Source organism: Pedobacter sp., assembly GCF_040513095.1.
Lineage (GTDB): Bacteria > Bacteroidota > Bacteroidia > Sphingobacteriales > Sphingobacteriaceae > Pedobacter.
On sequence record NZ_JBEVDX010000005.1, the window covers coordinates 28,870 to 55,551 of the forward strand.

Sequence of the window (26,682 nt, forward strand, 5' to 3'; positions counted from 1 at the left end):
CGTTATTGTGCTTCAAAATATTTCTGATAGATTTCATCAAGTCCATAATCCTTCTGATGTACGCTCAGAACGTCGTAACCCTCTTTCACAAAAAATCGCACCAGTGCAGCTGTAAGATCTTCGCTGCAGGTAAATTCTAGTTCATCTCCCTGAATGCTGATTTTATTGAGTCCCTTCCATTGCATTAAACCTTCTTCGAACGGCCATGGTTTCGGGATATCCTGTGCTACCTTTATAGACGTCACATATCCTTCATGGCCAAAAAGCGCTTTTGATAAGCTCTCTATATTTCCCTCGGCCAATAATTTACCCTTCACAAAAATACCGACCCTGTCGCATATCTGCTGAACGTGATGTAAATGGTGGGAGGATAGCAAGACAGTAATCCCCTGCTCTCTGCTTAAAGACCTGATCAGGCTTAAAAAATCCTTCACTCCGCTGGGATCAATTCCCAGGGTAGGCTCATCCAGTATGATCACTTCAGGTTCTTTAATGAGCACTTCTGCCAGGCCCAGCCGTTGCTTCATTCCGCGGGAATATGTTCCTGTTTTTTTGTCTTTATCCGCGGTCAGGCCTACAATTTCCATCATCTGCAGGGCGCGCTTCATTCCTTCATCTTCAGTAAAGCCATTCAGCCTTGCGATATACATCAGGTTATCCAGAGCCGTCATCTGGTCATAGAAGCCGAGGCTGTCCGGCATATACCCTACTTTTCTTTTCACAGCAATAGGGTTATTTGTTGAGGGATACCCGCAAACATGTACTGAACCGCCGCTGGGTTCAGTAAGCCCAAGCATCATCAGTATTGTTGTAGTCTTCCCCGCCCCGTTTGGCCCCAGCAGCCCAAAGATTTCTCCTTTATGTACATCAAGGTTCAGCCCGTCGACCGCCCTGAAAGAACCATAGCATTTACTTAAGTCCCTTATTTGAATTATAGGATCCTTCATCTGTAGAAAAATAACTTTAGCCTATCTCCTGCCGTACTTGCGAATGAGATAATATACCAGACCAATCGACAATAAGATGACCAGGATCCCAATCCAGCCGGAAAGCAGTGAAGTTTTAACGATCATTCTAAAAACTGCCGGCGAATTACTGTTGGGATTATTTGCAGTAAAGGTTGCGGCATAATCACCAGCAATGGTCTTATCCGGTACTTTTAGCCTGGCCTTCAGCTCCTGGCTTTTGCCCGGTTCCAATCTTGAAATTTTTGCTGGCTCAAATGAAGTTTCCCAGCCGGTTGGCAGCTGAGAGGTCAGGTCAATATCGTTTAACGGGAGTGTACCCGTATTTTTTACCACCAATTGAATATCTAAATGGCTACCTGAGGTAAGCTCTTCGCTCAAGCGGCCGGTAGGTGTAGTCAGCGTGAGCCCATAAGAGCCTTTGACCACAGCTTCAAGATTCAATTTAAGGGTATCAGAAGCTGATATGGCTTTTACCGGTATTTTGTACTTGTTTGGATCCGCTGTTGCTGAGGCATTGATTTCGATGGAAATATCCTGCGTTTTTCCGGCATCCATTGCTACGGAAGTTACCTGACTGCCATCTACTTTATAACTGATCATCCAGCCAATTGGCAGATCAGCTTTCAGTTCAACCACCTTTGATTTAGCATCACCATTGTGTAATGTGGTGTTGTAACGAAAGACTTCATTTGTTGCAGCCTCGATGTTTATCAGCTTTGCTGTAAAAGTGGATTTCCCATCTATGCCTGTAGCTGAAGTTTGGGCTTTGACCAGCTGTGTAGTTGACAGCAGACACAGGAAAAGGAATGTAATGTTGCGCATTGCGCGAAAGCGTGTGTTTGGTAGTTTTCTTAACATGATCCAACAACTAGAATAAATAGTTCCAAAAAATGTAATTTCTATCTGGTTATAATGAGGAGACAAATCAAATCAAGAAAACTTTTTTTTCAAAAAAATTTAACATTTTTTAACACATTCAGGTTGTTTGCTACTAAAGCAGGTACTAAAGGTTCTGGGGTTCAGCTTATTCTTAAACAGCATTTACTTTGGTCACTTATATGCTCAGGGCATACATTTTGAGGTTGACAATGGACACCTGCCCAGGTTAAGTATACTTTTTACCAAATGGTAAATAGCCTCTTCAGAATAAATCCTACCTTTTACCGATGAAAGTGTTTATTGATTACATATTACAGTTTGGAAATCTGAACAAGCAGCAGACGGACCTGATCATGAGCAAAGCAAAAATGCTGGAACTTCATAAAGACGAATATTTTTCAGAAGCCGGCAAGATCCCCAGGCAGGTTGGATTTATTCTTGAAGGTGTCGTACGTTTCTGCTATTACAATAACAAAGGCGAAGAGATAACCCATCACTTCATTGACGAAAATAATTTTGTTTCGGACCAGCAAAAGTTTGAGGCCCAGGTAGTAGCTTCCGAATACATACAAGCAGTAACTGACTGCAAATTGCTGGTTTTTTCAAAGAAAGATTGGGATGATATCGCAAATATAATCGTTGACTGGGACAAGATAACAGGCCTTATCTTAAAAAATTGCCTGTTAAAAACGATAGAAAGACGGAGCCCCCTGGTTTCAGAAGATGCCACAACCCGTTATCTGACTTTCTTTGAACATTTTCCCACGCTTGTCAACCGTATCCCTCTTTCTTATATCGCTTCGTACCTTGGGATTACTCAACAGTCATTGAGCAGAATAAGAAAAAACATTCGATAAACTGCTTTTTACCAAATGGTAAATGGTTTAGTTTTTCAGATCACAACCTTTGCCTCATTACCTTTAATCATAAGAAAATGAGCAAAAAAGTTGTTTTAATTACCGGAACAAATAGTGGCTTTGGATGGCTTACCGCCAATACAGTTGCCGCTTTGGGGCATAAGGTTTATGCTACTATGAGAGATATCCAGGGAAAAAATGCTGATCAGGCAAACGCCCTTGCACAGGTGGAAAACATCACTGTTCTTGATGTGTCCTTAACTGACGAGGCAAGCGTAAAAAATGCAATGGATACGATAATTGCTGCAGAAGGAACCATTGATATTTTAGTTAATAATGCAGGTGTTTCAATGTTTGGTGTGGCCGAAAGCGCTACGCCGGCTGATGTCCAGCGTATGTTCGATGTCAATGTTATCGCCCCCTGGAGATTGATGAAACTGGCCCTGCCTTTTATGCGTAAACAATCGGAAGGTCTGATCATCAATGTTTCAAGCGGATGGGGCAGGTTTGCCGCTCCTTTTACAGTAGTATATGGCGCTTCGAAGTTTGCTTTGGAAGGTTTAAGCGAAGGTTTGCATTATGAACTAAGGCCTTTGGGTGTAGATATAGCAATTATCCAACCAGGCGCTTTCCCTACTGAAATGTCGCAAAAAATCCAGACTGGCTCGGATACATCAGTTGCTGAAGGTTATGAAGTGATCGCAGGTGTTCCCAATAAATTGTTTGCCGCCATTGGTCAAATGTTTGAAACTGTAAAACCTGATCCGCAGGATATAGCAGATGAGGTAGTAAACCTGATCAATTTACCAAAAGGTCAGAGACCGTTAAGAACAGTTGTTGATCCTTCCACAGGCGAAATCACCAAAAGAGCCAATGAGGCTGTTAAAAATGAATATGCAAATGTTTTAAAAGCTTTTGGTATGCAGGATCTCCTGGTTTAACTTCAGTTATTCAACTTGGCCTGGAAGTTAAGTGGAGCTGGCCTATGCGTCCGACATGCGTCTGGAATGCTAACGTTATTACTCCGACAAAAAGCACCCCATAATCGGACTAATACCACTAGGATCCCGCAAGCATGTCGGAGTCATAGGCCAGCTCCACTTAAGTAACACCCTTTCATGAGTAAACGCTCTATTGGTTTAACAAAGGAATAACCTTTTTGCCAATCAATTCAATTGATTGCAGCAACTGCTGATGGTTAAGCCCTGCATTGTCCATTTGGAAGGTAAAACGGTCCACACCACCCAGGGCTTCGCTGTGCCTTATTAATTTTTCTGCGACCTGCTCTGGTCCGCCAAGAACCAGAACACCTCTCGGGCCGATCAGATTCTTAAACTTCGCCTCGGTTACCGGTGGCCAGCCACGTTCTCTGCCCAGCCTTGTCCAAAGTTCTGCATAGCCGGGATAATACTCTGCAACGGCTTGTTCCATATTGGCAGCAACGTAACCTGGTGAATGCAGGCCAACTTTTAATTGCTCCGGGCTGAACCCTGCTTTGCGGCCAGCTTGTCTGTAAAGGTCAACTAAAGGTCTAAAACGTTCTGTTTCGCCACCAATGATAGCAACCATCAAGGGCAAACCCAATGATCCCGCGCGGGCAAAGGATTCCGGCGTGCCACCTACACCAAGCCAGATCGGGAGTTTACTTTGTAATGCCCTTGGATATACTGGCTGATTTTGCATTGCCGGCCTGAATTTTCCCGACCAGGTGACAAACTCCTGGTCACGTATTTGGAGCAATAAATCCAGTTTTTCTTTGAACAGCGCATCATAATCTTCGAGATCAAATCCAAAGAGCGGATAGGACTCTATAGCAGAGCCCCGGCCAACCACCACTTCTGCCCGGCCTTTGGAAATCAGGTCTAACGTCGCGAAGTTTTGATACACACGTACCGGATCAGAGGTACTCAAAACAGCAACTGCACTGGCTAACCGGATACGTTTGGTTCTGGCCGCGGCGGCGGCTAAGATCACTGCCGGAGCAGAATCCAGAAACTCTTTCTTATGGTGTTCACCAATACCAAAAACATCAAGACCGGCCTCGTCAGCGACGACGATCCTTTCAAGCAACTGTTCCATCGCATCAACGCTGCTTAACTCATTGCTGCCGTACATTGCCGATGCGAAACTATCTATTCCTATTTCCATAATATCTTATTATATACTTCCTGATATGCTATCAACTCCAAGATAGGAAAGATAATCTATTTTCACTTGTGCAAATTTGATGCAACCATACCCGGCGAATTCCAGTTTCAACTAAATTTCTTTTTCGATTCTTTACTAATTATGGGTGATATTTACTGCCTGTCTTGCACATTGTACTAAACATCAGCGATAGCAATGAATAATACCAGATTATCAACAGTTGAACTGCGCGAAGCTTTTTTTACGGCGCTTTACAAAAAGACGTTCCCTACGGTTGCCCGTTATATTGCTCGGATGGGTGGCACTCAAACTGAAGCACAGGATATTTTTCAGGATACACTTATAATTTATTATGAAAAGATTGCTGCTCAGCAAACCAGCAACATTATAAACGAGCAGGTTTATTTACTCGGCATAGCGCAAAAACTATGGTTCCGGCATTACAAAGCAAATAGTAGAAACCAGGCATTAAGTGATTTCGACACAGTAGTTTTACCAGATGAACTACCAGCGTCTGAGAAAATTCTGCATTACCTCGGGACTGCAGGTAAGAAATGTATGGAACTGTTAAAAGCTTATTATTACGATCGCTTACCTACAGAGGATGTTGTTAAAGAGTTCGGTTACTCGGGTTTGCATTCAGCAACAGTAGCGAAATATAAATGCATGGAAAAAGTAAGGGATACTGTTAAACGCAACTCATTATACTATGCGGACTTCATTGAATAAGATCAAAGAGATAGAAGAATATTTAATGGGCCAGATGGCTCCTGAAGACACTTTATTATTTGAAGTTGATATGCTTTTAGATAATGAATTTTCAGATGATGTACAACTTCAGCAAATAACTTATGCAATTGTCCGGAAATATGGCCGCCAAAAAATAAAAGCTGAGATAATTGCAGTACAGGAAAATTTAAAAAAAGCACAGAAACATAAAGGATTTATGCAGCGCATTACCAACTTGTTTAAAAATCATTAATATGGATAAGATCCAAATGTTCAAAAATGAGGCTTTAATCAAGAAAGCCTATGAGGGCTTCAATAACAGGGAAGTTGATATTGTCCTGTCTGTTATGCACCCGGATATCCATTGGCCCAAAGCATTTGAAGGTGGTTACGTGATTGGTCACGAAGCTGTTCGAAGTTATTGGAGAAGACAGTGGACTGAGATTAATCCGATAGTTAATCCTGTTTCAATTGTCAGTCGCCCTGACGGAAAAGTTGAAGTTCAGGTGCATCAGCTGGTGAAAGACTTAGCAGGAAACATCCTGTTTGACGGACCAGTGAAGCATATATATGTAATTAAGAACGAATTACTAAACCACATGGACATTGAGGTTAGCTGATAAGTCGCAGTTTTTTCACAACATAACCAAGATTGTCGTTTAATATGCTGTAGTATTAAAAATGATAAGACACGAAAAGCCCGGCAGTTTTGGGTACTACCGGGCTTTTGTGGCCGCGAATGTTCCCGTCCAAATATTTTTGGAGGATATGCAGATGGTTATCGGGTTTTGAGAGCATGAAGGGCGATTTTCTGCTTATCCCTTTGCTGTATTTTGTAAAAACTATATAAGCCTACGGCGGCTATAGTGATACTGAAGAGATCAAAAATCAAAATGTCTGTAGCTCCTGAAGCATAGGTTTTCCATATCCAGTTACCGGAACATATCCCATTCGCAACAGGTATCAACAGGCTGAGGACACTGCCCAGCAATATCGTTTCCCGGGTTGTGGTCCTTAGGTTTTTACGGATGATATAAAAGATACTGAGCAGCAACCAGCCATAAAAGTAAAAATGAAAAGTAAACTCTCTGGTGGTTGCTCCATGGATCTTCACGGCAATAAAGGTAAGAGATGTAACAGGAAACATAGTCATACACCCGGCAATGAAGATATTTGCCAGCCAAAAGTTGAACTTGCGTTTATGTACAGGAATCGTATTCTTTTCTCTGCCCACTAACCAGATCAGGATACCGGAAATGATAACTACACAGCCCATCATACCGAGAATAAAATACAAAATCTTTAAACCGTATCCGCCATAATTGCCAAAATGGAGTCTGTAGATTAAACTTCTGATACGATCGATATAGGTAACATCAGTTAGTGGTGACTTATGATAAACTACCTTGTTATGCTGTATATTATAGATAATCCTTCCGGTTCCTGAGAAGTTATCCTTTTTATTTGCACTACCTTCTACCACGATGTGCATTGCAGTATCTCCGTAGTTTTTGATCATTACACGCTGGATAAAACCGTTATGCCATAAGTTCCGGGTATGTTCTACATAGGCAGTGATATCTACCTTCTTATTTATTTTACTGTATCCATAATTATATTCCCTGGAGTCTGTATAGTCAAGGTCTTTATAAATTGCCCCAGGTTTTCCCTTATAATAGAGATAGTTAAAAGGCGCGATGATAGCCGTATTGAAGATCAGTATAATTCCCGTGAGTGCATAAATGAACTGATAGGGAAATCCTATTATTCCCAGCGCAGTATGGGAATCTGTCCACACAGTTTTAGCTTTAGACCAGGGCCTGAACACAAAGAAATTGGAGACTATTTTGTCCCAGTGTAACAGGAGACCGGTAATCAGGGCAAAAAGGAATACGAATGCTACCAGGCCTGCCAGGAGATAACCAAATGGCGCACCTAAATGTATAGGTACGGCATTTAATTGTGCAAGAAAATGCAGACGGTATAGGAATTCACCCATATCGTACGATTTATCGTAGGAGGAGGTATCAGCACCTTTGATTACATTGTACTTGAAATACTGCGCATCCCCTTCTCTGCGGCGACCGCGACCACCACCTCTTTCCTTATTCTTTAGCTGATGCTTTTTTTTCTTTGGTGCAAGGGTGCTGTCTTTGGTGACAGACATATCCACATAAGTATTTAGGCTCTGCTCCTGAAAATAAATAGACAGGTCTCTCCCCTGCATGTTATATTTTTGATCAAGGGAATCTATCAGCTTACGATAGTTCACCTTTACATTTTCTTTGCCTTTGGAAGTAGTGCCGGACTGCCAGGCAGTGATATCTTTCTTAAAGAAGGAATAAGAACCTGCAAAGAAGATTACGAAGAGAATGGCACAGATAAAAATACCACTTATGGTATGTGTATGAAAATAGATATTATATCTCCTGAGATTCATCAGATGGTTATAGGTTTAATATGATTGGAGAGGAGAAGAGGACAGTTAACAGGATATAGATTAACCAGACTTTCCATGCTTTATCTACAAGGAAGGCTACCAGCAGGAGTGTTGCCCAGAGTAAGTAACCGGTAATTTCAGCAGTGATTACCACATATCTGGCTGCGAAAAAGTATCCGAATAAATGGTGGAAGGAAATCATTACACAGTAACCTCCTATGAAACCCGCAGTGATTTTAAGAAAGCGCTCAAAAGGGGATTTGGTAAGGTATTTTTTGTTAGCTGGCATAAGTGAATATCAGGAGTTCGAAAATCAGGCAAAGGACATAGAGCCCGACAACATGTTTGGCCGCCAGATAGCGGAAAGGTGTGATGAGTACAACCAGGCTTCCCACGGTCATCAGGATGAGCAGAAAATTAAAGATTCCTGCACCTGTACCCGCAGCAAGAATGAGCGCCAGTACGGAAAAACACATGATGGCAAAACTCAATCCCCGGGACAGTGACTTATTGTTTTCAATTTTCTTTGCCCAGCGGGGTTTATTGTTCCAGTCAGTTTTTTTTGAAAGATTGAACAGCAACAGGAAAGCAAAAAACACAAGTAAAGTAACAGTGCTATACATAAATAAGATAAAGGGCCATAAACCCCAATGAAGTTTATGGCCCGGAGAGTAGATAATTAGTATTTTAGTTTTTGAACTGCAGTAATGCTGCCACCTTCAACTTTAATTCCACGGGTAGCTACGGCTGAAGTACCATTTATGGTATAAATCCAGTTTCCATCCGGAGAATTGATACCCAGGTAAATAGCAGAAAGATCATCTGTGGTTACATTGTATCTGTTGGTTGTAGTAGAAGTTATGATTGCAGGCAAACCTGTAACCCATGTAAATGTTTGATTGTAAACGTCGGCAATGGCCAGTCTTGGAGCACCACTTGCTTTTCCAATAGTGCCATACATCTGTACCAGCGCTTTTCCATTTCCTATATAAGCACTTGATGAAATTTTGTATCCACCTGATTTCTGCTCTACATTGAAGAAGTAAGACTGATCAAATACTGTAGCATCTTTATTGATCCTTACGATTGCAGAAGGTTTAGTAGATGTAAGTACGGTGTTACTGGTTGCTATTGCACCAGAGAAACCATAGGCATCACCTTTTTCATCCTGGAACAGTCCAGGTGTAAAATATGCACCAAGGTAACTTGTGCGTCCGTCTCTGATGATTCTTTCCAGTTTAAGTGCCGGATAGCTGTAAACAGCAACCCATGAACTGTCCGGATAAAGCGTACCGAAATTATCTACACCATCGCCTTTGATACTCATATAAGGCATGAAAACTTTTGTACCAACCTGTGCTGCCCAGGTGTAATGTGCACGTTCGCCATTGGTAGTCAATTGTTTGGTGTCTTGTGTGGCTTCGCCAACAATGATAGATTGTGTAGCATCGATACGGTACATAGAAGCAATTGAAGCCCCGCTTCTTGGAACTTTAACAGTTACGATGTCTGTATTTACCGGTGCAAATACCTGTACGGTCTCTGCCTGGAAGTTTGACGTTTTAACCAAAGTACCTGAGGTATTTAGTGCATAGGTAGTTACTGCACCGGGATTGCCCTGTCCGTATAACAGACTGAAGAACTTATTCTGGTTGGTTAAGTAATAACGGTATGAACCATCCTGCTCCAGTCCGTTACCGAGTGTAGTAATACTTCCGGTAGTCAGGTTATCAGTAGTCAGCAGATAATCAGCAATGCCGGCAGCACCAGTGGTAGCGGTGATGATATATTTGGTACTGCGGGTGTCTGTACTTGCTTCGCCATCCGGTGTGTCGGAACTTTTGCTGCACGATCCCAGTGCCAGAGCGAATATTGCCGCTATAAATGTTTTTTTGTAATGTAGATTCATGATATTGGATTATTTATTTGATTTATTAAAGAAGTAACGGACTTTGACATAGAAACCCCTGCTTGGCTTTTGCAACGAAAAATTGTCATATAGCCTGTTATCCAGGAGGTTTTTACATTCAAATGCTATGTTGTATTTACCATCAGCCATAGTGTATGTAGCATTGGCTTCGTGGTTAAACTGTCTCGGAATAGTGAGCTTACCGCTTGAAGTTCCCATGCTTGGCCAGGAAAGGTAATAGGTATCTACAAATAGCAGATTGTAGCCTAATGACAGGTTATTCCCTTTTTTTACCACATCGGTAAAGAAATAGGAAGCGTCTGCATTTCCAAAGAAATATGGCATGTTAGGAATTCTGTCTTTGTAGTAGTAGGATACATAATTCTGGTTGGGCTCATACATAGTATAGTTACGCAGATTCTGATAAGTGACATTTACTCCGGCAGTGAAACGACGCTTATAGGAATACCTGATTTCAGCATCAACACCCTTGTTACGCACACTACCCTGGTTGGTATTGGTTGTCATGGTCTGATTTAGATTCAGCTCTGGTCTGATGAAGTCAACTGCGTTTCTGTAAAGCAGATTTACATCAAAGGTTAGCGCATGGATTTTGCTGAAGTTGGTCTGATAGCTGAACCCTAAATTGATATTGTCACTGCTCTCTGGTCTGAGGGCGGTATTACCTTGCAGGTTATCATTTACATTACCGAAGATCTCTTCCGGAGAAGGCAGCCTGTAGCTTTTTTCGTATGAAGCCTTTACCTGTAAGTTAGTCATCAGGAAATAGCTGCTGGCAGCGCCGTAACCAGTTTTAGATCTTTTGTCTACGTAATTTTCATAGGCAATATCCCCATATATCCCTGTTGGATTATAACTTCTGCCATAGGTGGTTTTGAGATCATACTGTTTAACAAAAAGGGAAGTGCTCCATTTCTGTCCGTAATCAAACTTATATCCCAGACCCAAAATGTTCTTTTGTGTTTTCTTAGGCTGGCGGTATGTTTCTGAATTGGGTTGTAATTCATCCGATTCCTTACGATCAAAGGTATTGTAGGTATTATTTAAAAGGAACGAATGGTTTTCATTTAAGGCATAACTTACGTTAGCTGTACCCAGACCGTTGTTGTTTTTGAACTTGCGAAGGGAGCGGCTGCGCTCTCCGCGGGGACCGGTAAGCTGTCTGTATTGTCCAAGCCAGTTATAAATTCGGCTTGCAGTATCGATATTTTGTTCCTCACCAAGGTTAAAGTTCCCTGTAACACTCACGTTCAGTCCCTTGAAGAACAGGTCATTCTTCTGGTATTTCAGTGTTGGCATCATGATATTGCCCTTTCGGCGCATCTCACCAAAAACACTCACCATACGGGCACCAGTCTGGATATCAGCCGCATTTTCTCCACCGGTAAAGCCAAATAATAATTTATCTGCCCACTTTTTACCTGTTACCCCTACGTTTAAAATCACCGTTTCGTTGCGATAATGGTCATGAAATCTTCTCAACCGTGCTTCAGGATAGTATTTTCCGGAAACCAGGTCGGCTGTTTCTACGTTTACCCAGTAATTATTATCGGAATAGTTCTGAAAAGCATTCAGCTGAACGGTAAACCCATCTTTACCAACGTATCCTGCATTGAGTGTACTGCGGTGGGTATTAAAGGAGCCAAAGGAATAGGAAGCATCTACATAAGTACGTGGGCTGTTGTTAGTTACTATGTTTACAGCACCACCCAGAGCATCACCACCCAGCCAGATAGGCACTACCCCTTTGTATACTTCAACACGCTCTGCAAGGTTAACCGGGATATTGTTGATCTGAAAAGAAGATCCGAAGTTATCCATTGGTACGCCATCCAGAAAGAATTTGACCTGGTTACCGGTGAAACCGTTAAGTGAAAGATCTGCACGTGAACCGACGCCTCCTGATTCGCGTACACGCACTCCTGAAACACGATCGAGTGCATGGGAAAGGTCCAGCGTGGTATTGTGCAGTTTTTTCGCATCAAGTGAAGTAACGTTGTAGGCCTGTTTGTTTATTTTTTGATTTTCCGTGCGACCAATTACCGAGACATTATTGAGCTCATTGACCGATTCTTCAAGAGTCAAAGGGATAACCAGGTCTTTATCACCTTTAATTTCTATATGTTTTTTAAAACTTTTGAAACCAACCACTGAAATACTCAGGGTATATTTTCCAGGTCTTACATTCCTGAACTGATACTTACCTTTTTCATCTGTAAGGGTGGTTAAACCACTGTTTTCCAGTCGTACAGAAGCATGTATAACTGCTTCTCCGGATTTTTCCCTGATTTCTCCGGACAACAGAACAGTCTGATTTTGCTGAGCAAAACCGAAAATTGTAAGCAGTAAAAATATGGGAAGGAGTAAAGATTTTTTGATAGGCATTTCTTAATTAGATTGAATATAAATAAATTTACCGCGAAAGTAGGGTCTAATCACTTATTCGATTATTGAAAAAGGGATTAATATTTTGTAAAAGCGGATTATTGTGAGAATTGAATCGAACTTATTGGTGAACGGGAAATGCCTGGTGAAACAGAACATTAAAGATGGGTATGATGATTACAGCCTGATTAACGAAGAGACAGTAATTGTTAAGGGTCAGTGCCTTGAGATGGCGAAAAGCAAACAATGGAGCACCACAGGCTTGCTGGTACTGGATACAGAAATGCTGTTTACCAGTCGGGAAACAGATCATTTTACGATTGACGGCGAATGCATTGTGATGGACTTTATGCACAATAACAATGTTACGGTGGAAATTGAAGATCTTGGAAATCCCGGTTATACTCACATCAATACACATAATATTTGGTACGCTTCAAATTTTAGTGGCAACTATGATATGCCACCCTTTGAAAAGGTATGTTACATGGTTGTTATCATGTCTAAAGAGTTTTACAGGCAGCTTTTCAGCACTGCTATAGATCTGCATCCTGAGTTCTCCATAAACATAGAACAGTCGAAATCCGGCTATTTATTCCCCAAATATCTTCCCTTTAGTCCAGGTATACAATGGATCCTTCAGGAAATCAGAAATTGCCAGCGCGAAGGTATATTTAAGCGGATATTTCTGGAAACGAAGATCAGGGAACTGCTATTGTTACAACTGGAGATGCACGCGAGCAGTTCGATTGCTGCTACCGCTGATTTGAACCCTTCCGAACTGGAAAAACTTCATGAGGCTAAAGCTATACTGGATACCGGATTTGTACACCCTCCCTCACTGATGGAGTTATCACGAAAAATCTCCCTGAACGAATTTAAGCTGAAGAAAGGTTTTAAATCCTGTTTTGGGGATACTGTGAGAGGTTATATCATCAAATTAAGGATGAACCATGCGAGAAAATTATTGAAATCGAAAATGGCTACAGTGAGCGATGTTGCGTATGAATGTGGTTACAAAGATGTTTCGCACTTTTCTGCTGCTTTCAAAGGATTTCATGGGTTTTCTCCAAAAAAATCGATGAATATATTAGACATCACTAAAGTGATGTTTTACGGTTTGTTTTTTATGGAGTTTTGAATGACTAAGCTGGCCTCAAAAATCCATTTTTTAAGGTCAGCTTAGTTTTTGACCTTAAACACGTCGACAAAATTGAGCTAACCTCAATTACGCCCAATCTAAGGTTAGCTCAATATTGACCTAAAATAGTAGGGATGGATAATCTCGCCCCACCTTCGCCTACCTTTCAGCCGTACCTTGGTTTGGGTAACTCCACAGAAACTGTACAATACTTCTTTTCTTACACCGCTAAAAACTCTAGAGTTTCTAGCGGTGTAAAAGTTCTATTAAAGTGCTGCTTCTGTGGAGTTACCCAAACCAAGCCCGCCGGAAAACCCGTTGAAACCCTGCGGACACGTTCTTACCACTGGTCAAAAAACACCCTTTTATGCAGAAAATTCAGGTAATGGCCGGAAGATGCAGGAAGTAAGAGGAAGGGGCCAGGCTCTACCGCTAATTTTTTCAACTCCCTGTCGTACATTTGTTTAAAATTTAAACATAGAACTTATGGCAAGAAAAAATGGAGATTTAATATCAGGCGTACTAGGTCCGCTGGTATTCAGAGTAATCAATGGGGTGCAGTATATTAAGCTAAAATCTGCACCGGGGACAATGAAGCAAACGGTAGAGACTAAGAGGGCAGCAAAGACTTTTGGGATGGGATCGTCTCTCGGGTCAAAAATCAGAGGCACGTTGAAAGAGCAATTGCTGGGGTTATCAAACCCCGGTATTAAAAACAGGCTCAGCGGGCGACTGGCGCAGATCCTGGGAAGTTGCAGAGTTACCAAATCAATGCGGTATCATTTTGACAGAGATAGTTTTACAGGTTTAGATCATTTTGAATTTGATGCAAGATCAACGGTGGCCAAACTGTTGGGCAGACCGCCGGTGGTAGTATTAACTGAAAACAAGATTACGGTTCAGCTGCCCCAGCTTTATATCCCTTCGCAACTGAAATTCCCTTACAATGGTTTTCAGTGCAAAGTCAATGTGAGCGTATCGCTGTTCCGTTTAAGGGACGGGCTTTACAAGGCAGATGCAAACACGCAGACCATGGTGTGCAACAAGAACATGGAAAAGACCGATGCTCATGAGTTTAAATTTTCGGTTCCAAACGGCTGCCTTTGTATAGTCAGTTTATTCCTGGTTTACGAAACAGCAGGAGGAAAAGGGTTTAAACCAATTAACAGCAAAAGCTTCAATCCAGGATGTATCTGTAAAACCTTCCTCACAGAAGGTGACTACCAGGCTGGGGATGAAATCGTCTGGAAAGAAATGAAAAAATTCCCTTAGATTATCCTCTTAAATTTAACGTTTTACTCAGCAGAGGCTGGATTATAAGAATCTGGCCTCTCTCTTTTTAAGATTTGTGGATGATCTGCAGATGATTATTTAGGTTTTGGGGCGTCAAGGGGGATTTTGAAATGGTGGTGATACGGATTTCAAACTTTTTGGTCTTTTTAACTCCTCATTCAATCCTTCATTATGATACAAGCATTTTTATAGGGTCGTTAGATATCTATTTCAAAAACTCTAACCCATCAATTCTTTGAAAATGTTTTTTATTTAGGGTAACCAGAGGAAGATCATTAACTATGCAGGTGGTAGCTATGAATATCCCTAAATTTTATTAGCTGATTGTTGTGTTTGAGCTGATGATAAATTTTTCATGTGAAGAGCCTCGGGAAGTAGACTATCTGGTAAAGAAAATCAAAAAACAAAAAGGCAGTACAGAACAGGAAATTAAGAATGCGATAGCTTCTTGCTGTAAAACAGTCGCGGCGCCACGGCCAAGGAAGACTTTTGTAGAATGCGTCATGTCAGAACTGTAGTCAAATTTAGGGAAAGCCAATCTTTCCTTAATTGATGAAGAGCATTCTCACATGAGAATTTAAATTAATAAGTTCGGTAGTTTTGGGTACTACCGAACTTTTGTGGCCGCGAAGATTCCAATTTCAAACTATTTTGTGGATTATTTGCAAATGGTTATTGAAGTTCTGGGCCGTGAAAGGGGATTTTAAAATGGTGGTGAAACGGATTTTACACTCTTAGCCCAGTAATAACTAGAGGCAGAGCAATAAAAATCCCCACTATTTGCATAGCAAGGATATATTTTTGATCGTATCAACAAATACCCTTAGTAGGGATGAGTTACCATGAAAAGCTGAACTCTTCTAAAGATTTAATATCACTGAAATTCAGTACCTTATAATTTTTATTAACTGCTTTTCTTTGGGTTTGCGTAGTAGATACAGCTGTAAGCATTAATAGTATATCATTTGAAGCGTTCTTGAACGAGAGATCTAATATTTCTTCGCCTGTATGCAAATCTTTATGAAATTGATCTGCAAAAGATCTAGACATAAAAATAGTATCTGTGAAATCTATTTCAATTTTTGAATTACACTTACTCTCTTCTTTAATAACGCTGACTAACCTTGTCGCAGCTTCACGTGAGTCTAATGTAGAAGGCAAAATTTCAGCTACTTTGATTTCTGACGTAATCATAGTTGTGTTCCTTTCTTTTTAATTTGCAAAGATAAATAAATATAAATAATTTTTTACACAACTCTAGCCCTAATGGATAAAATCATAGGCACTAAATCCTGCTGGTGCAATCACCGGAATCCTCAAACATAAATACATTCCTTGCCAATGAATTGTTTCGGGCATTTGAACTATATCATTGATTTCTGATGTATGAATATTAAAAACAGAACCTGACAAAATAAAGTATTTCCCATTTAAACCTCTTGTTAATAGATCTTTAGAAGAACTTATCCCAAATCCTCTATCTACATTCTGGCTCTTTGTTGATTTCCCTGCTACCGCTGCTTCCATAGCTAGTTTATCATCGGTAACTTCTGCTTTTAGTTTATCAAATGAGGCATAAGTATCCAAGAAAGTCTGCCCTACATCTGCAATAACGATATCAACATATCCCTTTGACTTGTAATATTGTGCAAATAAATAGCCTTTGTCCGATTTCGAGTGATGTAATACATTGTTTACAGCTTCATCTACCAGATACATCATAGGCGTAATCATGTTATGAGGGAGATTACATATTCTTATCAACAATCTATTTATGCCACTTAAAAAAGCATCTCGGATTTTAGAGATCTCCTCACTCTCGACAGCAGGAAATGCTATTATTGGAATATATGTTTTGCCATTATAAGAATTCATGAGGTCAGTGAAATTACCATTGAAGGTAAGAGGGTTAATTCCATTTGGAAATTTAATGAGTGACATGTACTCTCTTAAATAAGGACTTCTGAAAGTATTTGAGATTTGAATATCATACCCCCTTTGGGTAAACTGATCTACAATTAATGTCAGAGACATCAAAAAAAAGGGATTTGTAAATTTGACACTCTCGTAATTGAGTATTATTTTTTGATTTGGATCTAAAGCCGTGATTTGACTAATCAAATTCAAAACCTTTTGTATCGGGTCACCAAAATTGTCTGATATTCTTTCTGGTAATACAATTGTCCTCATGATAAAACCTATAAAGCAAAAGACACGCCCTGGTACGCTGTTCTTATAGGTAGCGCGGCGTGTACTGTTATTCAAATATGCGAATTTTCAGGGAGAAATAAAAAATAGGGAAATAAAATTAATTCACAATTCATTTTAGACGAGTTATGATAGTAATTAAATTGTGTAGCTAAGGTTATAAAGCCCGAAATGAAAAAGCTCGGTAGTACTTAAGTACTACCGAGCTTTTGTGGTCCCGACGAGAATCGAACTCATATCTAAAGTTTAGGAAACTTCTATTCTATCCGTTGAACTACGGGACCAAAACCTTACCTGATCACACTTCCATTCACATGGATTTGTAAAGGTGCCACAAAAGTAAGTTTTCCATCTGAATTTTCAGACATTAAAATCATTCCCTGAGATAAAATTCCTTTAATTTCTCTCGGGGCAAGATTCACAAGCAGACTTACCTGTTGTCCAATCACTTCATCTGGCGTAAAATACTCTGCAATTCCTGAGACTACAGTACGCTGGTCAAGACCGGTGTCAAGTGTAAGTTTCAGTAATTTTTTAGTTTTCTCTACCTTTTCCGCAGCAATGATGGTTGCTACACGGATATCCATAGTACTAAACTGATCGAAATCTATATTTTCCTTAACAGGAGCAACAACTGCATTTGCAAGTGTGTTATCAACTTTGCTCTGGTTCAACTTATCAATCTGAGCCTGTACCTCTGTATCTTCGATCTTATCAAATAATAATACCGGCTCATCGATGACGTGATCAACAGGCAACAAGTTCATCTTACCTGCATCTTCCCACAAATGACCGCCGAAGTTCAGCATGTTCTTCAGTTTATCGGCGGTAAAAGGCAGGAAGGGCTCAATCAGCACTTCAAGACTGGCAACGATCTGTAAACTGATGTTCAGGATCGTACGTACACGGTCTTCATCAGTTTTGATCACTTTCCATGGTTCGGTCTCAGCCAGGTATTTATTTCCCAGGCGGGCAACATTCATCACTTCAGTAAGTGCTTCTCTGAACCTGTAGTTTTCAATAGAGGCACTGATCCTGGCAGGGTAAGCACCAAGTTCATCAATAACTTCCTGATCCTGTGCAGTAAGCTCGCCCAGTACTGGCACCTTTCCACCAAAGTATTTGTGGGTTAGTACAACCACCCTATTGATGAAATTACCCAGTACAGCAACCAGTTCATTGTTATTTCTTGCCTGGAAATCTTTCCAGGTAAAATCGTTATCTTTAGTCTCAGGTGCAGTGGCGGTCAGTACATACCGCAGCACATCCTGTTTATCTTTGAATTCTACGAGATACTCGTTCAGCCATACAGCCCAGTTTTTAGAAGTAGAGATTTTCTGTCCTTCCAAATTAAGGAACTCATTTGCAGGAACGTTATCCGCAAGAATATAATCGCCATGCGCCATTAACATTGCTGGGAAGATGATACAATGGAATACAATGTTATCTTTCCCGATGAAATGCACCAGTTTAGTGGTACTATCTTTCCAGTAATCTTCCCATTTGCCATCTTCTGCAACATTCTGACTGATGTAGTATTCTTCAGCTTTAGGGTTCCACACATCCAGTCCTGAATATGCAAAAAGTTCCTTGGTAGCGGAAATATAACCTATTGGTGCATCGAACCATACATACAATACTTTACCTTCGGCATCTTTGACCGGAACTTTAACACCCCAGTCCAGATCGCGTGTCATCGCTCTTGGCTGCAAACCTGCATTTAACCAGCTCTGGCACTGACCGTAAACGTTTGGTTTCCATTCTTTATGGCTCTCGATGTATGTTCTCAGCTGATCCTCATATTTCTCCAGTGGCAGGAACCAGTTTTTGGTTTCTCTTCTTACAGGAGGTTCGCCAGACAGGGTAGACTTCGGATTAATCAGATCGGTGGCATTTAAGGTGCTGCCGCAGTTTTCGCACTGGTCACCATAAGCGTTTTCAAAACCGCACTTAGGGCAGGTACCAGTAATATATCTGTCGGCAAGAAAAGACTGCGCTTTCTCGTCGTAATATTGCTCGGTTATCTCTTCTGTAAAAACGCCTTTATCATAAAGAGTTTTAAAGAAGTCTGATGCTGTTTCGTGATGTGTTGCCGATGAAGTCCGGTGATAAATATCAAATGATACTCCGAATTCCTTGAATGAATCGCCAATAATCTTATGGTATTTATCTACAACAACTTGTGGGGTAACGCCTTCCTTTTTAGCTTTTAGCGTGATAGGAACTCCGTTTTCATCAGAGCCACATATAAATTTAACATCTCTTTTATTTGAACGGAGATAACGCACATAGGTATCTGCAGGTAAATAAACACCAGCTAAATGCCCGATGTGCACAGGGCCATTTGTATAAGGCAATGCCGCCGTAACGGTATATCTTTTTATTTTACTGTTATCCAAAACTATTTTTATTAATTTGTCAAAGATAAGTGTTTTACCAATGATTAAACAGCCGCCCTACCTAAAAAAGGGAGACAAAGTAGCTATTGTTTCTCCAGCCAAAAAATTAAAGCAACCTATAGGTGATGCAATCGCGTTATTAGAAGGCTGGGGGCTGGAAGTTGTGATCGGTAAAAGTGTCTATGCTGAACATCATCAGTTTGCAGGTAACGATGCCCTGAGGGCCGAAGATCTACAATGTTACCTGGATGATAAAGAGATCAAAGCCATCATTGCAGCAAGAGGTGGATACGGTACCATCCGGATTATTGATGCCCTAAGCTTTTCTGTTTTTAACGTATATCCTAAATGGGTGGTCGGTTTTAGTGATATCACTGTTCTGCTTTCACATCTCATTGCAATGGAACAAACCCAAAGTATCCATGGGCAGATGCCGGGAACATTTCATGATGCTACTCCGGAATCCATAGAATCACTGAGAAAAGCGCTTTTTGGAGAAGATCTCAGCTACAGTTACGAAAGCGAATACCCGAATCGACCCGGGGAAGCAGAAGGTATTCTTATCGGCGGAAATCTGAGTTTACTCGTTGCCCTGGAAGGTTCTTCTTCGGCAATGGACTTTAAAGACAAGATCCTCTTCCTTGAAGATGTGGGCGAATATGAATATGCTATTGACAGAATGCTGCGCATGCTGAAACGCGGGGGGAAACTTGCGGAACTTAAAGGACTTATTATTGGTGCCTTTAACCATATTGAACTGGAAGATATTCCCTTTGGACAGGGTGCGGAAGAAGTGATCGCAGAAATCGTGAGCGACTACAGCTATCCGGTTTGTTTTAATTTCCCGGTAGGTCACATTGAGGACAACAGGGCTATGGTATTGGGAAAAAACACCATATTAAAAGTTGAACATCACTTAGTAAGCTTTCGGCAGCAACATTAATAAAGTTAGAAGGGTGCCTTTAAAAAGCAGAAGCCCCCACAAGTCAAAAACTTCCGGGGGCTTCTGCTTTTTATATTCAGCGCCTGTTATTCGTGCAGGCTCTTACTGAACATCCCATCCTACACGCCTTAAAAGACTCGTATTTTTGGGCGCATTCGGGTTGTACCTTTGTTCACTTATAGGGTAGAGGAAACTACGTGGCAGGGCTCCCCCCAGAGAACTTGCTGCCGGCGCTGTCAGCGCGGGAAACCCCGTTCTCCTGTAATCCGTCCAAACTTCAGGATTCAGGAATAATGCAAAGTATTTCTGGGTAATGATGTCTTTCAGTGTAATGTCCGCTGCAGTCTTCGCAACTGTTCCTGCGTAAGCAGCACTCTTTACAGTTCTGGTTAGATTGGCCGCTACCGCAGCATTATAAGCTGTTGCAGCTGCAGATTTATCACCCTGAAAATCAGCTTCGGCTTCAATAAACTTCAGCTCATCGTAACTCATCAGATAAACCGGAGAATTTGCGCTTCCATAAAGTGCGCCCAGAGCTTGCCCGTCCTGATAAACTGCCAGCCTTGGGTCGTTCGCATTTTTCAGGAAATCGAAAATCGTCCCTGTAAAAGCGATATCCTTACGCTGCTGATTAAACTGGAACCATGGATTTTGCGTAGGGACACCTGTGCCGGAAAAGGTTACTGCCCCGCTTTCACCCGGCTGAAATCCCAGTGGCACTTCGGTCAGAGCCTTTACAAAGTTTGAAGGATCTTTTTTGGAAAGGTGCAGGTAGAACCTGGCTTTTAGTGAATGTGCAAATCTTGACCACAAGGCTACGTTGCCATTGAACATCAGATCATCTTTACGGGACTCAGACTGCTGGGTACCCAGATTAGTGATTGCCTCAGAAAGTATTTGGTCAAGAGCAGTATAAATACTCTGCTGGCTATCGTATTTAGGCTGCATATTGGCTTTTCCTGCGAAGGCTTCAGAATAAGGAACGTCGCCCCACATGTCTGTGGTGACGCCCATGTTATAGGCAAGCATAATTTGTCCAACTGCCGTGTAAAATGGTTGGTTCTGCTGTTTTGCCAGTTTTATCATCGCATCGGTATTAGCCATAATGCTGTAGAATCCTGAGGACCACATATTATCAACATCTCCCGCAGAAACCCCATAATTGTTAGCCACTATAGATTGATTTCCTACTCCTGTTGCCTGCTGCATAAATATAGCCGGGAACCTGGATGCATCGCCACCCATCAGGTAACCGGTACTCTGAATGATTCCTGGCAGTAAACCCGATGGGACAGGGTTTTGCAGTTGTGCAGGATCTTTATTCAGATCTTCGTTCAAAAAACCTTTTTTACAGGATGAGACAGCCATAGCTATCAATGCAAACACCAGCAAATGACTTTTCTTAATTCTATTTATCGTTATCAATTTCATGTCGTTTTTAAAAGAGGTTAAAACTTAAATTTCAGATTCAAACCATAACTTGAGGTACCCGGGTTATTGAAATAATCCAGTCCCTGTGCACTTGATGAGCCTGTTAAGCTCGTTTCAGGATCGATACCGTGATAAGGTGTCCATATGATAATATTGCGTGCGTAAACTCCTGCTGTCATGCTTTTGATAAAGGGTTTTGTGAACTTTGCAAACACCTTTTTGAAGTCGTAGGACAGGGAAACTTCTCTGAGTTTGATGTAAGAGCCGTCTTCTACAAAGGATTCGCTCAGGCTACCAAAACCACCGCCATTACCCGTGTACCAGGCCTCATCAAGGGCAACACTTTTCGTATTAGCTGCACCGGCACCAGGTACTTCCGCACCTGAGCCATCGTAATGCACCAGGTCACCATTGGAATTTAAGTGTCCTGATACTCCTTTGAATACGGTCTGACTTCCCCTGTTGCTGGTGAGGTCTGACGTACCAATTGCCGTCAGCGATCCTCTTGTTCCGTTCCAGATATCGCCTTTAAACTTCCAGTCCAACAAAGTATAGAGTGACAATCCTTTATAGGTAAGTGTATTTCCCAGACCCATTAAAAACTTAGGATTAGGATTTCCTATTTGCTGCTCTCCAGTGGCGACAACGGGGTATCCTCCATTGGCATCTTTACGGTCATCGATTACGATATTGCCCTGGTCATCCCTGGTATAACCTGTTCCATATAGTGCACCGGCTTGTTTACCCGGCAACTGGGCAGCCACAACGCCTGTAAATCCATTTAAAGTAATCTGCTGTACGCCATCTGCCAGTTTCAGAACTTTGCTTCTGGTCATACTGTAGTTCAGGAAGGTTGTCCATTCAAAATCATTGGTTTTAACCGGCGTTCCTGTGATCTGTACTTCAAGCCCTTTGTTGCGGATTGAACCTGAATTGAGGGTGATATACTGGTATCCGGTAGATCCGGCTATTGGCGACCGAACGATAAGGTCTTTCCCCTTGCTGTAATATCCGGTAATATCAAAACCCAGGCGGTTTTTAAAGAACTGTAATTGTGTTCCCAGCTCATAGGCTGTAGTTTTCTCTGGTTTCAGTTCAGGATTACCTAACACATCGTTTCTTGAATAACTTGGAATACCATTACTTGGAAACGAGATACCATCTGTATAACCATCCCTGAAAGTAGTAGGTATATAAGCTGAACTGGTCAGGAATGCCGATGGATCTTTACCCACCTGGGCTACTGAAGCCCTGATCTTGGCAAAACTCAGTACATTACTTCCTTTCAGGCCTTCAAGTTCAGAAAGAACAAAACTTACATTGGCAGAAGGGTAAAAGAAGGAGTTCCTTCCCTTTGGCAAGGTGGATGTCCAGTCGTTCCTGCCGGTAGTTTCAAAGTATAGGATATTGTCGTAAGAAAAGTTCAGGTCATAATACAAGCCTTCTTTTCTGTAGGGCACAATCAGGTTAGCCGATTTTATATTCAGGGCATTGTAGATATTGTCATAGCCTGGCGAAGCAAGCCCGTCACCCTGAACATAGAGCTGGTTCATCTTTCTGCTGTATACGTTACCACCTACTTTAGCATCAAACCGCAGTTTTTCTGTAAGTTGTTTTGCATAACTCAGAATCAGGTCATTGTTTATGCTTCTGTAAGTATAGCGGTCGTCATAAATCTGACCGGCCGGAGCATTTCCGGACTGGATTTCATAGTACTGGTGATGGTTATCCTGGTAAGTATCCAAACCAGCCCTGTACAGTGCACTAAAGCCCTTACCAAAGTCATAATCCACCTGCAGATTTGCCAGCAAGCGACTTAAATAAGTGGTGTAGGGATTTTTATTGATCGTCCAGTAAGGATTATCATAAGTAGGTCCGTTTCTGTAATTACGCACATCTCCATTAGACAAGAGGAATGCTGACGGATCATCCGCAGATTTGGCTCCGTTAGAGTTATCAAATGATATCGGTGTTCTGGTTAATCCCAGCATGATACCAGATAAATTGCTCCCCTGCTGGGGCATGTTGCCATCGCTGGTAATGTAGTTTACATTACTTCCGATCTTTAGCTTTTCTGAAACCTTCAGGTCGCCCGAAAAAGCAACTGAAGTACGCTGAAAATGCTGGAGCGGTACAATTGAATTAGAATAGTTGTTGCTGATGGAGGTTCTGTAAGTTGCTTTGTCGTTACCTCCGCTCAGTGCTACCGAGTTCGTGAGCGTTGAACCTGTTCTGAAAAAGTTATTCAGGTTATCATAAGGTACGAAAGGAATTTTTGCCTTTGGATCTGAGTTAAGCACTATATCTCCATGTGAATCATATTCATTGGGTACACCCGTCCAGGACAGATCTTTAACATTTGGTCCCCATGATAATCTTTGGCTTGACTCAAATGGATCAAGAACACCGCTGCTACCTTTTACCCACTGGTTTTGCAGCTTAGGCATACGGTTAACAACATCCAAAGATATTCCTGTATTGAATTCTACCTGGGTGAGTCCTGCCTTGCCTCTTTTGGTAGTGATCACGATCGCTCCGTTTGCCGCCTCTATACCATAGATGGCCGCAGCAGCGGGGCCTTTCAGAACTGTGATGCTTTCAATATTGTTAGGGTCTATGTCAGATCCACGGTTAGAATTAGTAGCACCGGCCAGCAGGTTATCACCTCCTAATGCAGGGTCTCCGGAGGAATTCTGTGAATTATTGATGGGATTGCCATCTATTACAAAAAGCGGCTGGTTGTTTCCCGTCAATGAGTTTGCACCCCTTAACTGGATATAACTTGCTGCTCCGGGCGTTCCTGACGAAGATGTTACCTGTACACCGGCAATACGGCCAGATAATGATTTCAGTACGTCTCCCTGATCGGCCTTGGTTAGATCGCCTCCCTGTACCCCCTGGGCAGAATATCCCAGGGCTTTGGTTTCACGTTTGATGCCCAAAGCTGTTACCACCACTTCACCAAGTTGTCGTGAGTCATCTGCAAGAAGTACATTCACAACGTTTAATCCTGCAATTGAAACGGTCTGAGTAGTATATCCGATCGAAGTAAATACTAAACTTTTTGTATCATCGTTTATAGTAATAGTAAAAGTTCCTGTGCCGTTTGTAGCGGTAGCGCCTGAGCTGCCAGCGGCTTTTACTGAAACTCCCGGGATTGGCTGTCCGTCAGACCTTGCTTTTACCGTACCAGAAATTGTTCTGGTCTGACCCATTGCGCCTACCGCAATACATACCCAAAATAAAATTAATAGTAGATTTCTTTTCATTTAAAATTCGATTATGTTGATAAGCGGCAAACATATCGAAAGTTATTTTCGTGAACTATCCCCAGATGTGGTGATAAAATTGACCAGAACAGGGGATGGAAAATGAAGCAGAAAAAGCAGGAAATAAAAAAGGCCGGCTCCATAATGGGGCCGGCCTTTTCAAATAATCTTATATCAGGATCTATTTATCCCACCATACTGGTGTATAAATAAGTTGAGTACCCGGGTAATTAGCATTTGTAGTAATTTCACTGTTAGGATAAAGCATTCTTAATGCAACCCTTGTGTTGGCACCTAAGACCGAAGCAGCAGATCTAACCAGGAAGTCAGGATATCCTGTTCTTCTCCATTCTGTCCATGCTTCAAAGCCTTGAAATCCACACATAGAGAAATATTTCTGTGTGATGATCTTTTTGATCTGATCAGCAGGATCAGTAGTTAGTTGTGCTGCAGGGGCAGCTGCCAGATAAGCAGTAGCCTGAGCTGCGGTTAAACCTACCGAAGTAAAGCTGGAAGTTACACCTGATGTGAACAGAGCAGTCACAGAGCCTGAAGCCCATCCTCGTGCTACTGCTTCCGCTTGCAAGAAAGCACTTTCAGAGGTAGACATCAATTTCACAGGGGCAACAGCAGATGCGTCATCAACTGCAACACCACCAACTAAAGCTGAGGGAGTTGAAACACGTTTTGTCGAGTTTGACGCATAGGTTCCCTGATTGATATACGCAATAGTATCTGTTGATCCACCGCTAACAAAATTATAGAATTTGAAAGCTCTTGGGTCGTTATTAGCTTTGAAGGCTTTAACGGTAGTACCACTTGCAACCAGGTTTTGAGTTCTGCTTAAAGCAACCATCTCATTATAAAGCGGATTTTGGTTACCACCGGTAGTAGTGTATTTAATGGAAGCATCTTCTGCAAGAAAAGCTGGATTAGCAGCATAGATAGCTGCAATACCTGCCTGCGCTTTTGAAGCATTTACCTGTGATAATCTCAGGTATGCTTTTAGCTTCAGTGTATTTGCAAAAGCTTTCCATTTGGTAGTATTACCCTGGAAGATCATGTCCTGAGCACCAATTGCAGGAGCAGTAGCTGTATTTAACAAGGCAATACCTTTATCAATGTAGGTAAAAACGCTGTCGTATACGAGTTCCTGTGTTGCATATTTCGGGCTTGTATATTGATTACCTTTCAAAGCTTCTCCCAGGGGAATATCTCCGAAAGCATCTGTAGCTACCTGAAAAGTATATGCTTTTAAAACGTATGCCATACCTTTAGCATATGGGCTGTTCACCGGGTTATTAATGATGAGTTCAGCATTGATCAGAGCGCTTCTGTAAATCGTTAGCCAAGGCCTGTCATAGGTTGTATTCGCCGGGTTGTACTGATCAAGTGTCCTATATTGTGAAGCAGTAGGAGACTGAGTCCAAAATTGTGCCCATATACCTCCATTAACCTGGAAACTGTTTCCTATCAGCTGACCAACCGATGCTTCCACTGTTGGAAGTAATAATGCCGGAGTCGCTGAATCCGGATTGTTTGGATTATCATTAACATCTAAGTACTTTTTACATCCTGCCAGGCTGATTGTGCCTGCAAGAAGAAGAAGCATAAGTTTCTTAGCGCTAAACATATTTTGATTTCTCATATGAGTTTAAGATT

General features: G+C 41.6%; 22 protein-coding genes and 1 tRNA gene. 8 read left to right on the forward strand and 15 right to left on the reverse strand.

Features of this window, described 5'->3' with window-relative positions; translation table 11 throughout:
- Positions 1-2: 2 nt before the first annotated feature.
- Together ABWY16_RS00585 and ABWY16_RS00590 are read right to left on the reverse strand one after the other, a co-directional pair.
- Positions 3-947: an ABC transporter ATP-binding protein gene (locus ABWY16_RS00585; protein WP_353902707.1), complete on the reverse strand. Its 945-nt coding sequence runs from the start codon at positions 945-947 to the stop codon at positions 3-5.
- Positions 948-968: 21 nt separating this feature from the next.
- Positions 969-1,826, reverse strand: coding sequence for a COG1470 family protein (locus ABWY16_RS00590; RefSeq protein WP_353902708.1), 858 nt, complete (start codon positions 1,824-1,826; stop codon positions 969-971).
- A 308-nt stretch (positions 1,827-2,134) separates the two neighbouring features.
- Here ABWY16_RS00590 and ABWY16_RS00595 point away from each other — a divergent pair, with 308 nt between their 5' ends.
- Together ABWY16_RS00595 and ABWY16_RS00600 are read left to right on the forward strand one after the other, a co-directional pair.
- Positions 2,135-2,704: a Crp/Fnr family transcriptional regulator gene (locus ABWY16_RS00595; RefSeq protein WP_353902709.1), complete on the forward strand. Its 570-nt coding sequence runs from the start codon at positions 2,135-2,137 to the stop codon at positions 2,702-2,704.
- Between the two features lie 77 nt (positions 2,705-2,781).
- A complete protein-coding gene (locus ABWY16_RS00600) occupies positions 2,782-3,645 on the forward strand; it encodes an SDR family oxidoreductase (RefSeq protein ID WP_353902710.1) in 864 nt (287 codons plus the stop codon).
- 190 nt (positions 3,646-3,835) lie between these two features.
- On the opposite strand, the gene ABWY16_RS00605 is transcribed toward ABWY16_RS00600, so the two are convergent.
- Complete coding sequence (locus tag ABWY16_RS00605) at positions 3,836-4,852, reverse strand: LLM class flavin-dependent oxidoreductase (protein ID WP_353902711.1); 1,017 nt, start codon at positions 4,850-4,852, stop codon at positions 3,836-3,838.
- 195 nt (positions 4,853-5,047) lie between these two features.
- Here ABWY16_RS00605 and ABWY16_RS00610 point away from each other — a divergent pair, with 195 nt between their 5' ends.
- The 3 genes from ABWY16_RS00610 to ABWY16_RS00620 are packed head-to-tail and all read left to right on the forward strand — an operon-like array spanning position 5,048 to position 6,201.
- Positions 5,048-5,581: an RNA polymerase sigma factor gene (locus ABWY16_RS00610; RefSeq protein ID WP_353902712.1), complete on the forward strand. Its 534-nt coding sequence runs from the start codon at positions 5,048-5,050 to the stop codon at positions 5,579-5,581.
- The gene (locus ABWY16_RS00615; protein ID WP_353902713.1) at positions 5,574-5,834 is read left to right on the forward strand and encodes a hypothetical protein; all 261 of its coding nucleotides are present in this window, start codon (positions 5,574-5,576) and stop codon (positions 5,832-5,834) included. The genes ABWY16_RS00610 and ABWY16_RS00615 overlap by 8 nt, the downstream gene beginning before the upstream one ends.
- 1 nt (position 5,835) lies before the next feature.
- On the forward strand, positions 5,836-6,201 hold the full coding sequence (locus tag ABWY16_RS00620; RefSeq protein WP_353902714.1) for a nuclear transport factor 2 family protein: 366 nt from the start codon (positions 5,836-5,838) through the stop codon (positions 6,199-6,201).
- A gap of 158 nt (positions 6,202-6,359) precedes the next feature.
- Here the strand turns inward: ABWY16_RS00620 and ABWY16_RS00625 are convergent, their stop codons facing one another.
- From ABWY16_RS00625 to ABWY16_RS00645, 5 genes are read right to left on the reverse strand one after another with little or no spacing between them, the layout of a single operon-like run.
- On the reverse strand, positions 6,360-8,021 hold the full coding sequence (locus tag ABWY16_RS00625; protein WP_353902715.1) for a PepSY-associated TM helix domain-containing protein: 1,662 nt from the start codon (positions 8,019-8,021) through the stop codon (positions 6,360-6,362).
- Positions 8,022-8,028: 7 nt separating this feature from the next.
- Positions 8,029-8,310, reverse strand: coding sequence for a hypothetical protein (locus ABWY16_RS00630; protein ID WP_353902716.1), 282 nt, complete (start codon positions 8,308-8,310; stop codon positions 8,029-8,031).
- Positions 8,300-8,644, reverse strand: a complete 345-nt coding sequence (locus tag ABWY16_RS00635) for a hypothetical protein (protein WP_353902717.1) — start codon at positions 8,642-8,644, stop codon at positions 8,300-8,302. Before ABWY16_RS00635 ends, ABWY16_RS00630 begins: the two co-directional genes overlap by 11 nt.
- Positions 8,645-8,700: 56 nt before the next feature.
- Positions 8,701-9,930, reverse strand: coding sequence for a DUF4374 domain-containing protein (locus tag ABWY16_RS00640; protein ID WP_353902718.1), 1,230 nt, complete (start codon positions 9,928-9,930; stop codon positions 8,701-8,703).
- A gap of 9 nt (positions 9,931-9,939) precedes the next feature.
- Positions 9,940-12,336, reverse strand: a complete 2,397-nt coding sequence (locus tag ABWY16_RS00645; protein WP_353902719.1) for a TonB-dependent receptor — start codon at positions 12,334-12,336, stop codon at positions 9,940-9,942.
- A gap of 103 nt (positions 12,337-12,439) precedes the next feature.
- Between ABWY16_RS00645 and ABWY16_RS00650 the strand changes: the two genes are divergently transcribed.
- Together ABWY16_RS00650 and ABWY16_RS00655 are read left to right on the forward strand one after the other, a co-directional pair.
- Complete coding sequence (locus ABWY16_RS00650) at positions 12,440-13,477, forward strand: helix-turn-helix domain-containing protein (RefSeq protein WP_353902720.1); 1,038 nt, start codon at positions 12,440-12,442, stop codon at positions 13,475-13,477.
- A gap of 486 nt (positions 13,478-13,963) precedes the next feature.
- Complete coding sequence (locus ABWY16_RS00655) at positions 13,964-14,749, forward strand: hypothetical protein (protein WP_353902721.1); 786 nt, start codon at positions 13,964-13,966, stop codon at positions 14,747-14,749.
- A gap of 858 nt (positions 14,750-15,607) precedes the next feature.
- Here ABWY16_RS00655 and ABWY16_RS00660 read toward each other — a convergent pair.
- From ABWY16_RS00660 to metG, 4 genes are all read right to left on the reverse strand, one after another.
- Positions 15,608-15,964 carry a hypothetical protein gene (locus tag ABWY16_RS00660; protein ID WP_353902722.1) on the reverse strand — a complete coding sequence of 119 codons (357 nt, stop codon included), beginning with the start codon at positions 15,962-15,964 and terminating at the stop codon, positions 15,608-15,610.
- A 69-nt stretch (positions 15,965-16,033) separates the two neighbouring features.
- Positions 16,034-16,960, reverse strand: a complete 927-nt coding sequence (locus tag ABWY16_RS00665) for a hypothetical protein (protein WP_353902723.1) — start codon at positions 16,958-16,960, stop codon at positions 16,034-16,036.
- A gap of 230 nt (positions 16,961-17,190) precedes the next feature.
- Positions 17,191-17,262, reverse strand: a tRNA-Arg gene (locus ABWY16_RS00670).
- A 6-nt stretch (positions 17,263-17,268) separates the two neighbouring features.
- Positions 17,269-19,377, reverse strand: a complete 2,109-nt coding sequence (metG, locus tag ABWY16_RS00675; protein WP_353902724.1) for a methionine--tRNA ligase — start codon at positions 19,375-19,377, stop codon at positions 17,269-17,271.
- Between the two features lie 40 nt (positions 19,378-19,417).
- Between metG and ABWY16_RS00680 the strand changes: the two genes are divergently transcribed.
- A complete protein-coding gene (locus ABWY16_RS00680) occupies positions 19,418-20,320 on the forward strand; it encodes a S66 peptidase family protein (protein ID WP_353902725.1) in 903 nt (300 codons plus the stop codon).
- A gap of 102 nt (positions 20,321-20,422) precedes the next feature.
- Here the strand turns inward: ABWY16_RS00680 and ABWY16_RS00685 are convergent, their stop codons facing one another.
- The 3 genes from ABWY16_RS00685 to ABWY16_RS00695 form a co-directional block, all read right to left on the reverse strand.
- Positions 20,423-21,745 (reverse strand): SusD/RagB family nutrient-binding outer membrane lipoprotein, encoded by a 1,323-nt coding sequence (locus ABWY16_RS00685; protein ID WP_353902726.1) that lies wholly within the window; start codon positions 21,743-21,745, stop codon positions 20,423-20,425.
- Positions 21,746-21,768: 23 nt separating this feature from the next.
- Positions 21,769-25,020, reverse strand: coding sequence for a SusC/RagA family TonB-linked outer membrane protein (locus tag ABWY16_RS00690; protein ID WP_353902727.1), 3,252 nt, complete (start codon positions 25,018-25,020; stop codon positions 21,769-21,771).
- A gap of 181 nt (positions 25,021-25,201) precedes the next feature.
- Positions 25,202-26,668 carry a SusD/RagB family nutrient-binding outer membrane lipoprotein gene (locus tag ABWY16_RS00695; RefSeq protein WP_353902728.1) on the reverse strand — a complete coding sequence of 489 codons (1,467 nt, stop codon included), beginning with the start codon at positions 26,666-26,668 and terminating at the stop codon, positions 25,202-25,204.
- Between the last annotated feature and the right edge of the window lie 14 nt (positions 26,669-26,682).

Bases quoted from the DNA above. Each gene is read 5' to 3' on its own strand.
- ABWY16_RS00645 (WP_353902719.1), bottom strand. From the start codon at position 12,336: ATGCCTATCAAAAAATCTTTACTCCTTCCCATATTTTTACTGCTTACA.
- ABWY16_RS00665 (WP_353902723.1), bottom strand. From the start codon at position 16,960: ATGAGGACAATTGTATTACCAGAAAGAATATCAGACAATTTTGGTGAC.
- ABWY16_RS00680 (WP_353902725.1), top strand. From the start codon at position 19,418: ATGATTAAACAGCCGCCCTACCTAAAAAAGGGAGACAAAGTAGCTATT.
- ABWY16_RS00595 (WP_353902709.1), top strand. From the start codon at position 2,135: ATGAAAGTGTTTATTGATTACATATTACAGTTTGGAAATCTGAACAAG.
- ABWY16_RS00620 (WP_353902714.1), top strand. From the start codon at position 5,836: ATGGATAAGATCCAAATGTTCAAAAATGAGGCTTTAATCAAGAAAGCC.
- ABWY16_RS00660 (WP_353902722.1), bottom strand. From the start codon at position 15,964: ATGATTACGTCAGAAATCAAAGTAGCTGAAATTTTGCCTTCTACATTA.
- ABWY16_RS00695 (WP_353902728.1), bottom strand. From the start codon at position 26,668: ATGAGAAATCAAAATATGTTTAGCGCTAAGAAACTTATGCTTCTTCTT.
- ABWY16_RS00690 (WP_353902727.1), bottom strand. From the start codon at position 25,020: ATGAAAAGAAATCTACTATTAATTTTATTTTGGGTATGTATTGCGGTA.
- ABWY16_RS00630 (WP_353902716.1), bottom strand. From the start codon at position 8,310: ATGCCAGCTAACAAAAAATACCTTACCAAATCCCCTTTTGAGCGCTTT.
- ABWY16_RS00625 (WP_353902715.1), bottom strand. From the start codon at position 8,021: ATGAATCTCAGGAGATATAATATCTATTTTCATACACATACCATAAGT.
- ABWY16_RS00635 (WP_353902717.1), bottom strand. From the start codon at position 8,644: ATGTATAGCACTGTTACTTTACTTGTGTTTTTTGCTTTCCTGTTGCTG.
- ABWY16_RS00655 (WP_353902721.1), top strand. From the start codon at position 13,964: ATGGCAAGAAAAAATGGAGATTTAATATCAGGCGTACTAGGTCCGCTG.
- ABWY16_RS00600 (WP_353902710.1), top strand. From the start codon at position 2,782: ATGAGCAAAAAAGTTGTTTTAATTACCGGAACAAATAGTGGCTTTGGA.
- ABWY16_RS00610 (WP_353902712.1), top strand. From the start codon at position 5,048: ATGAATAATACCAGATTATCAACAGTTGAACTGCGCGAAGCTTTTTTT.
- ABWY16_RS00640 (WP_353902718.1), bottom strand. From the start codon at position 9,930: ATGAATCTACATTACAAAAAAACATTTATAGCGGCAATATTCGCTCTG.
- ABWY16_RS00585 (WP_353902707.1), bottom strand. From the start codon at position 947: ATGAAGGATCCTATAATTCAAATAAGGGACTTAAGTAAATGCTATGGT.
- ABWY16_RS00605 (WP_353902711.1), bottom strand. From the start codon at position 4,852: ATGGAAATAGGAATAGATAGTTTCGCATCGGCAATGTACGGCAGCAAT.
- ABWY16_RS00590 (WP_353902708.1), bottom strand. From the start codon at position 1,826: ATGTTAAGAAAACTACCAAACACACGCTTTCGCGCAATGCGCAACATT.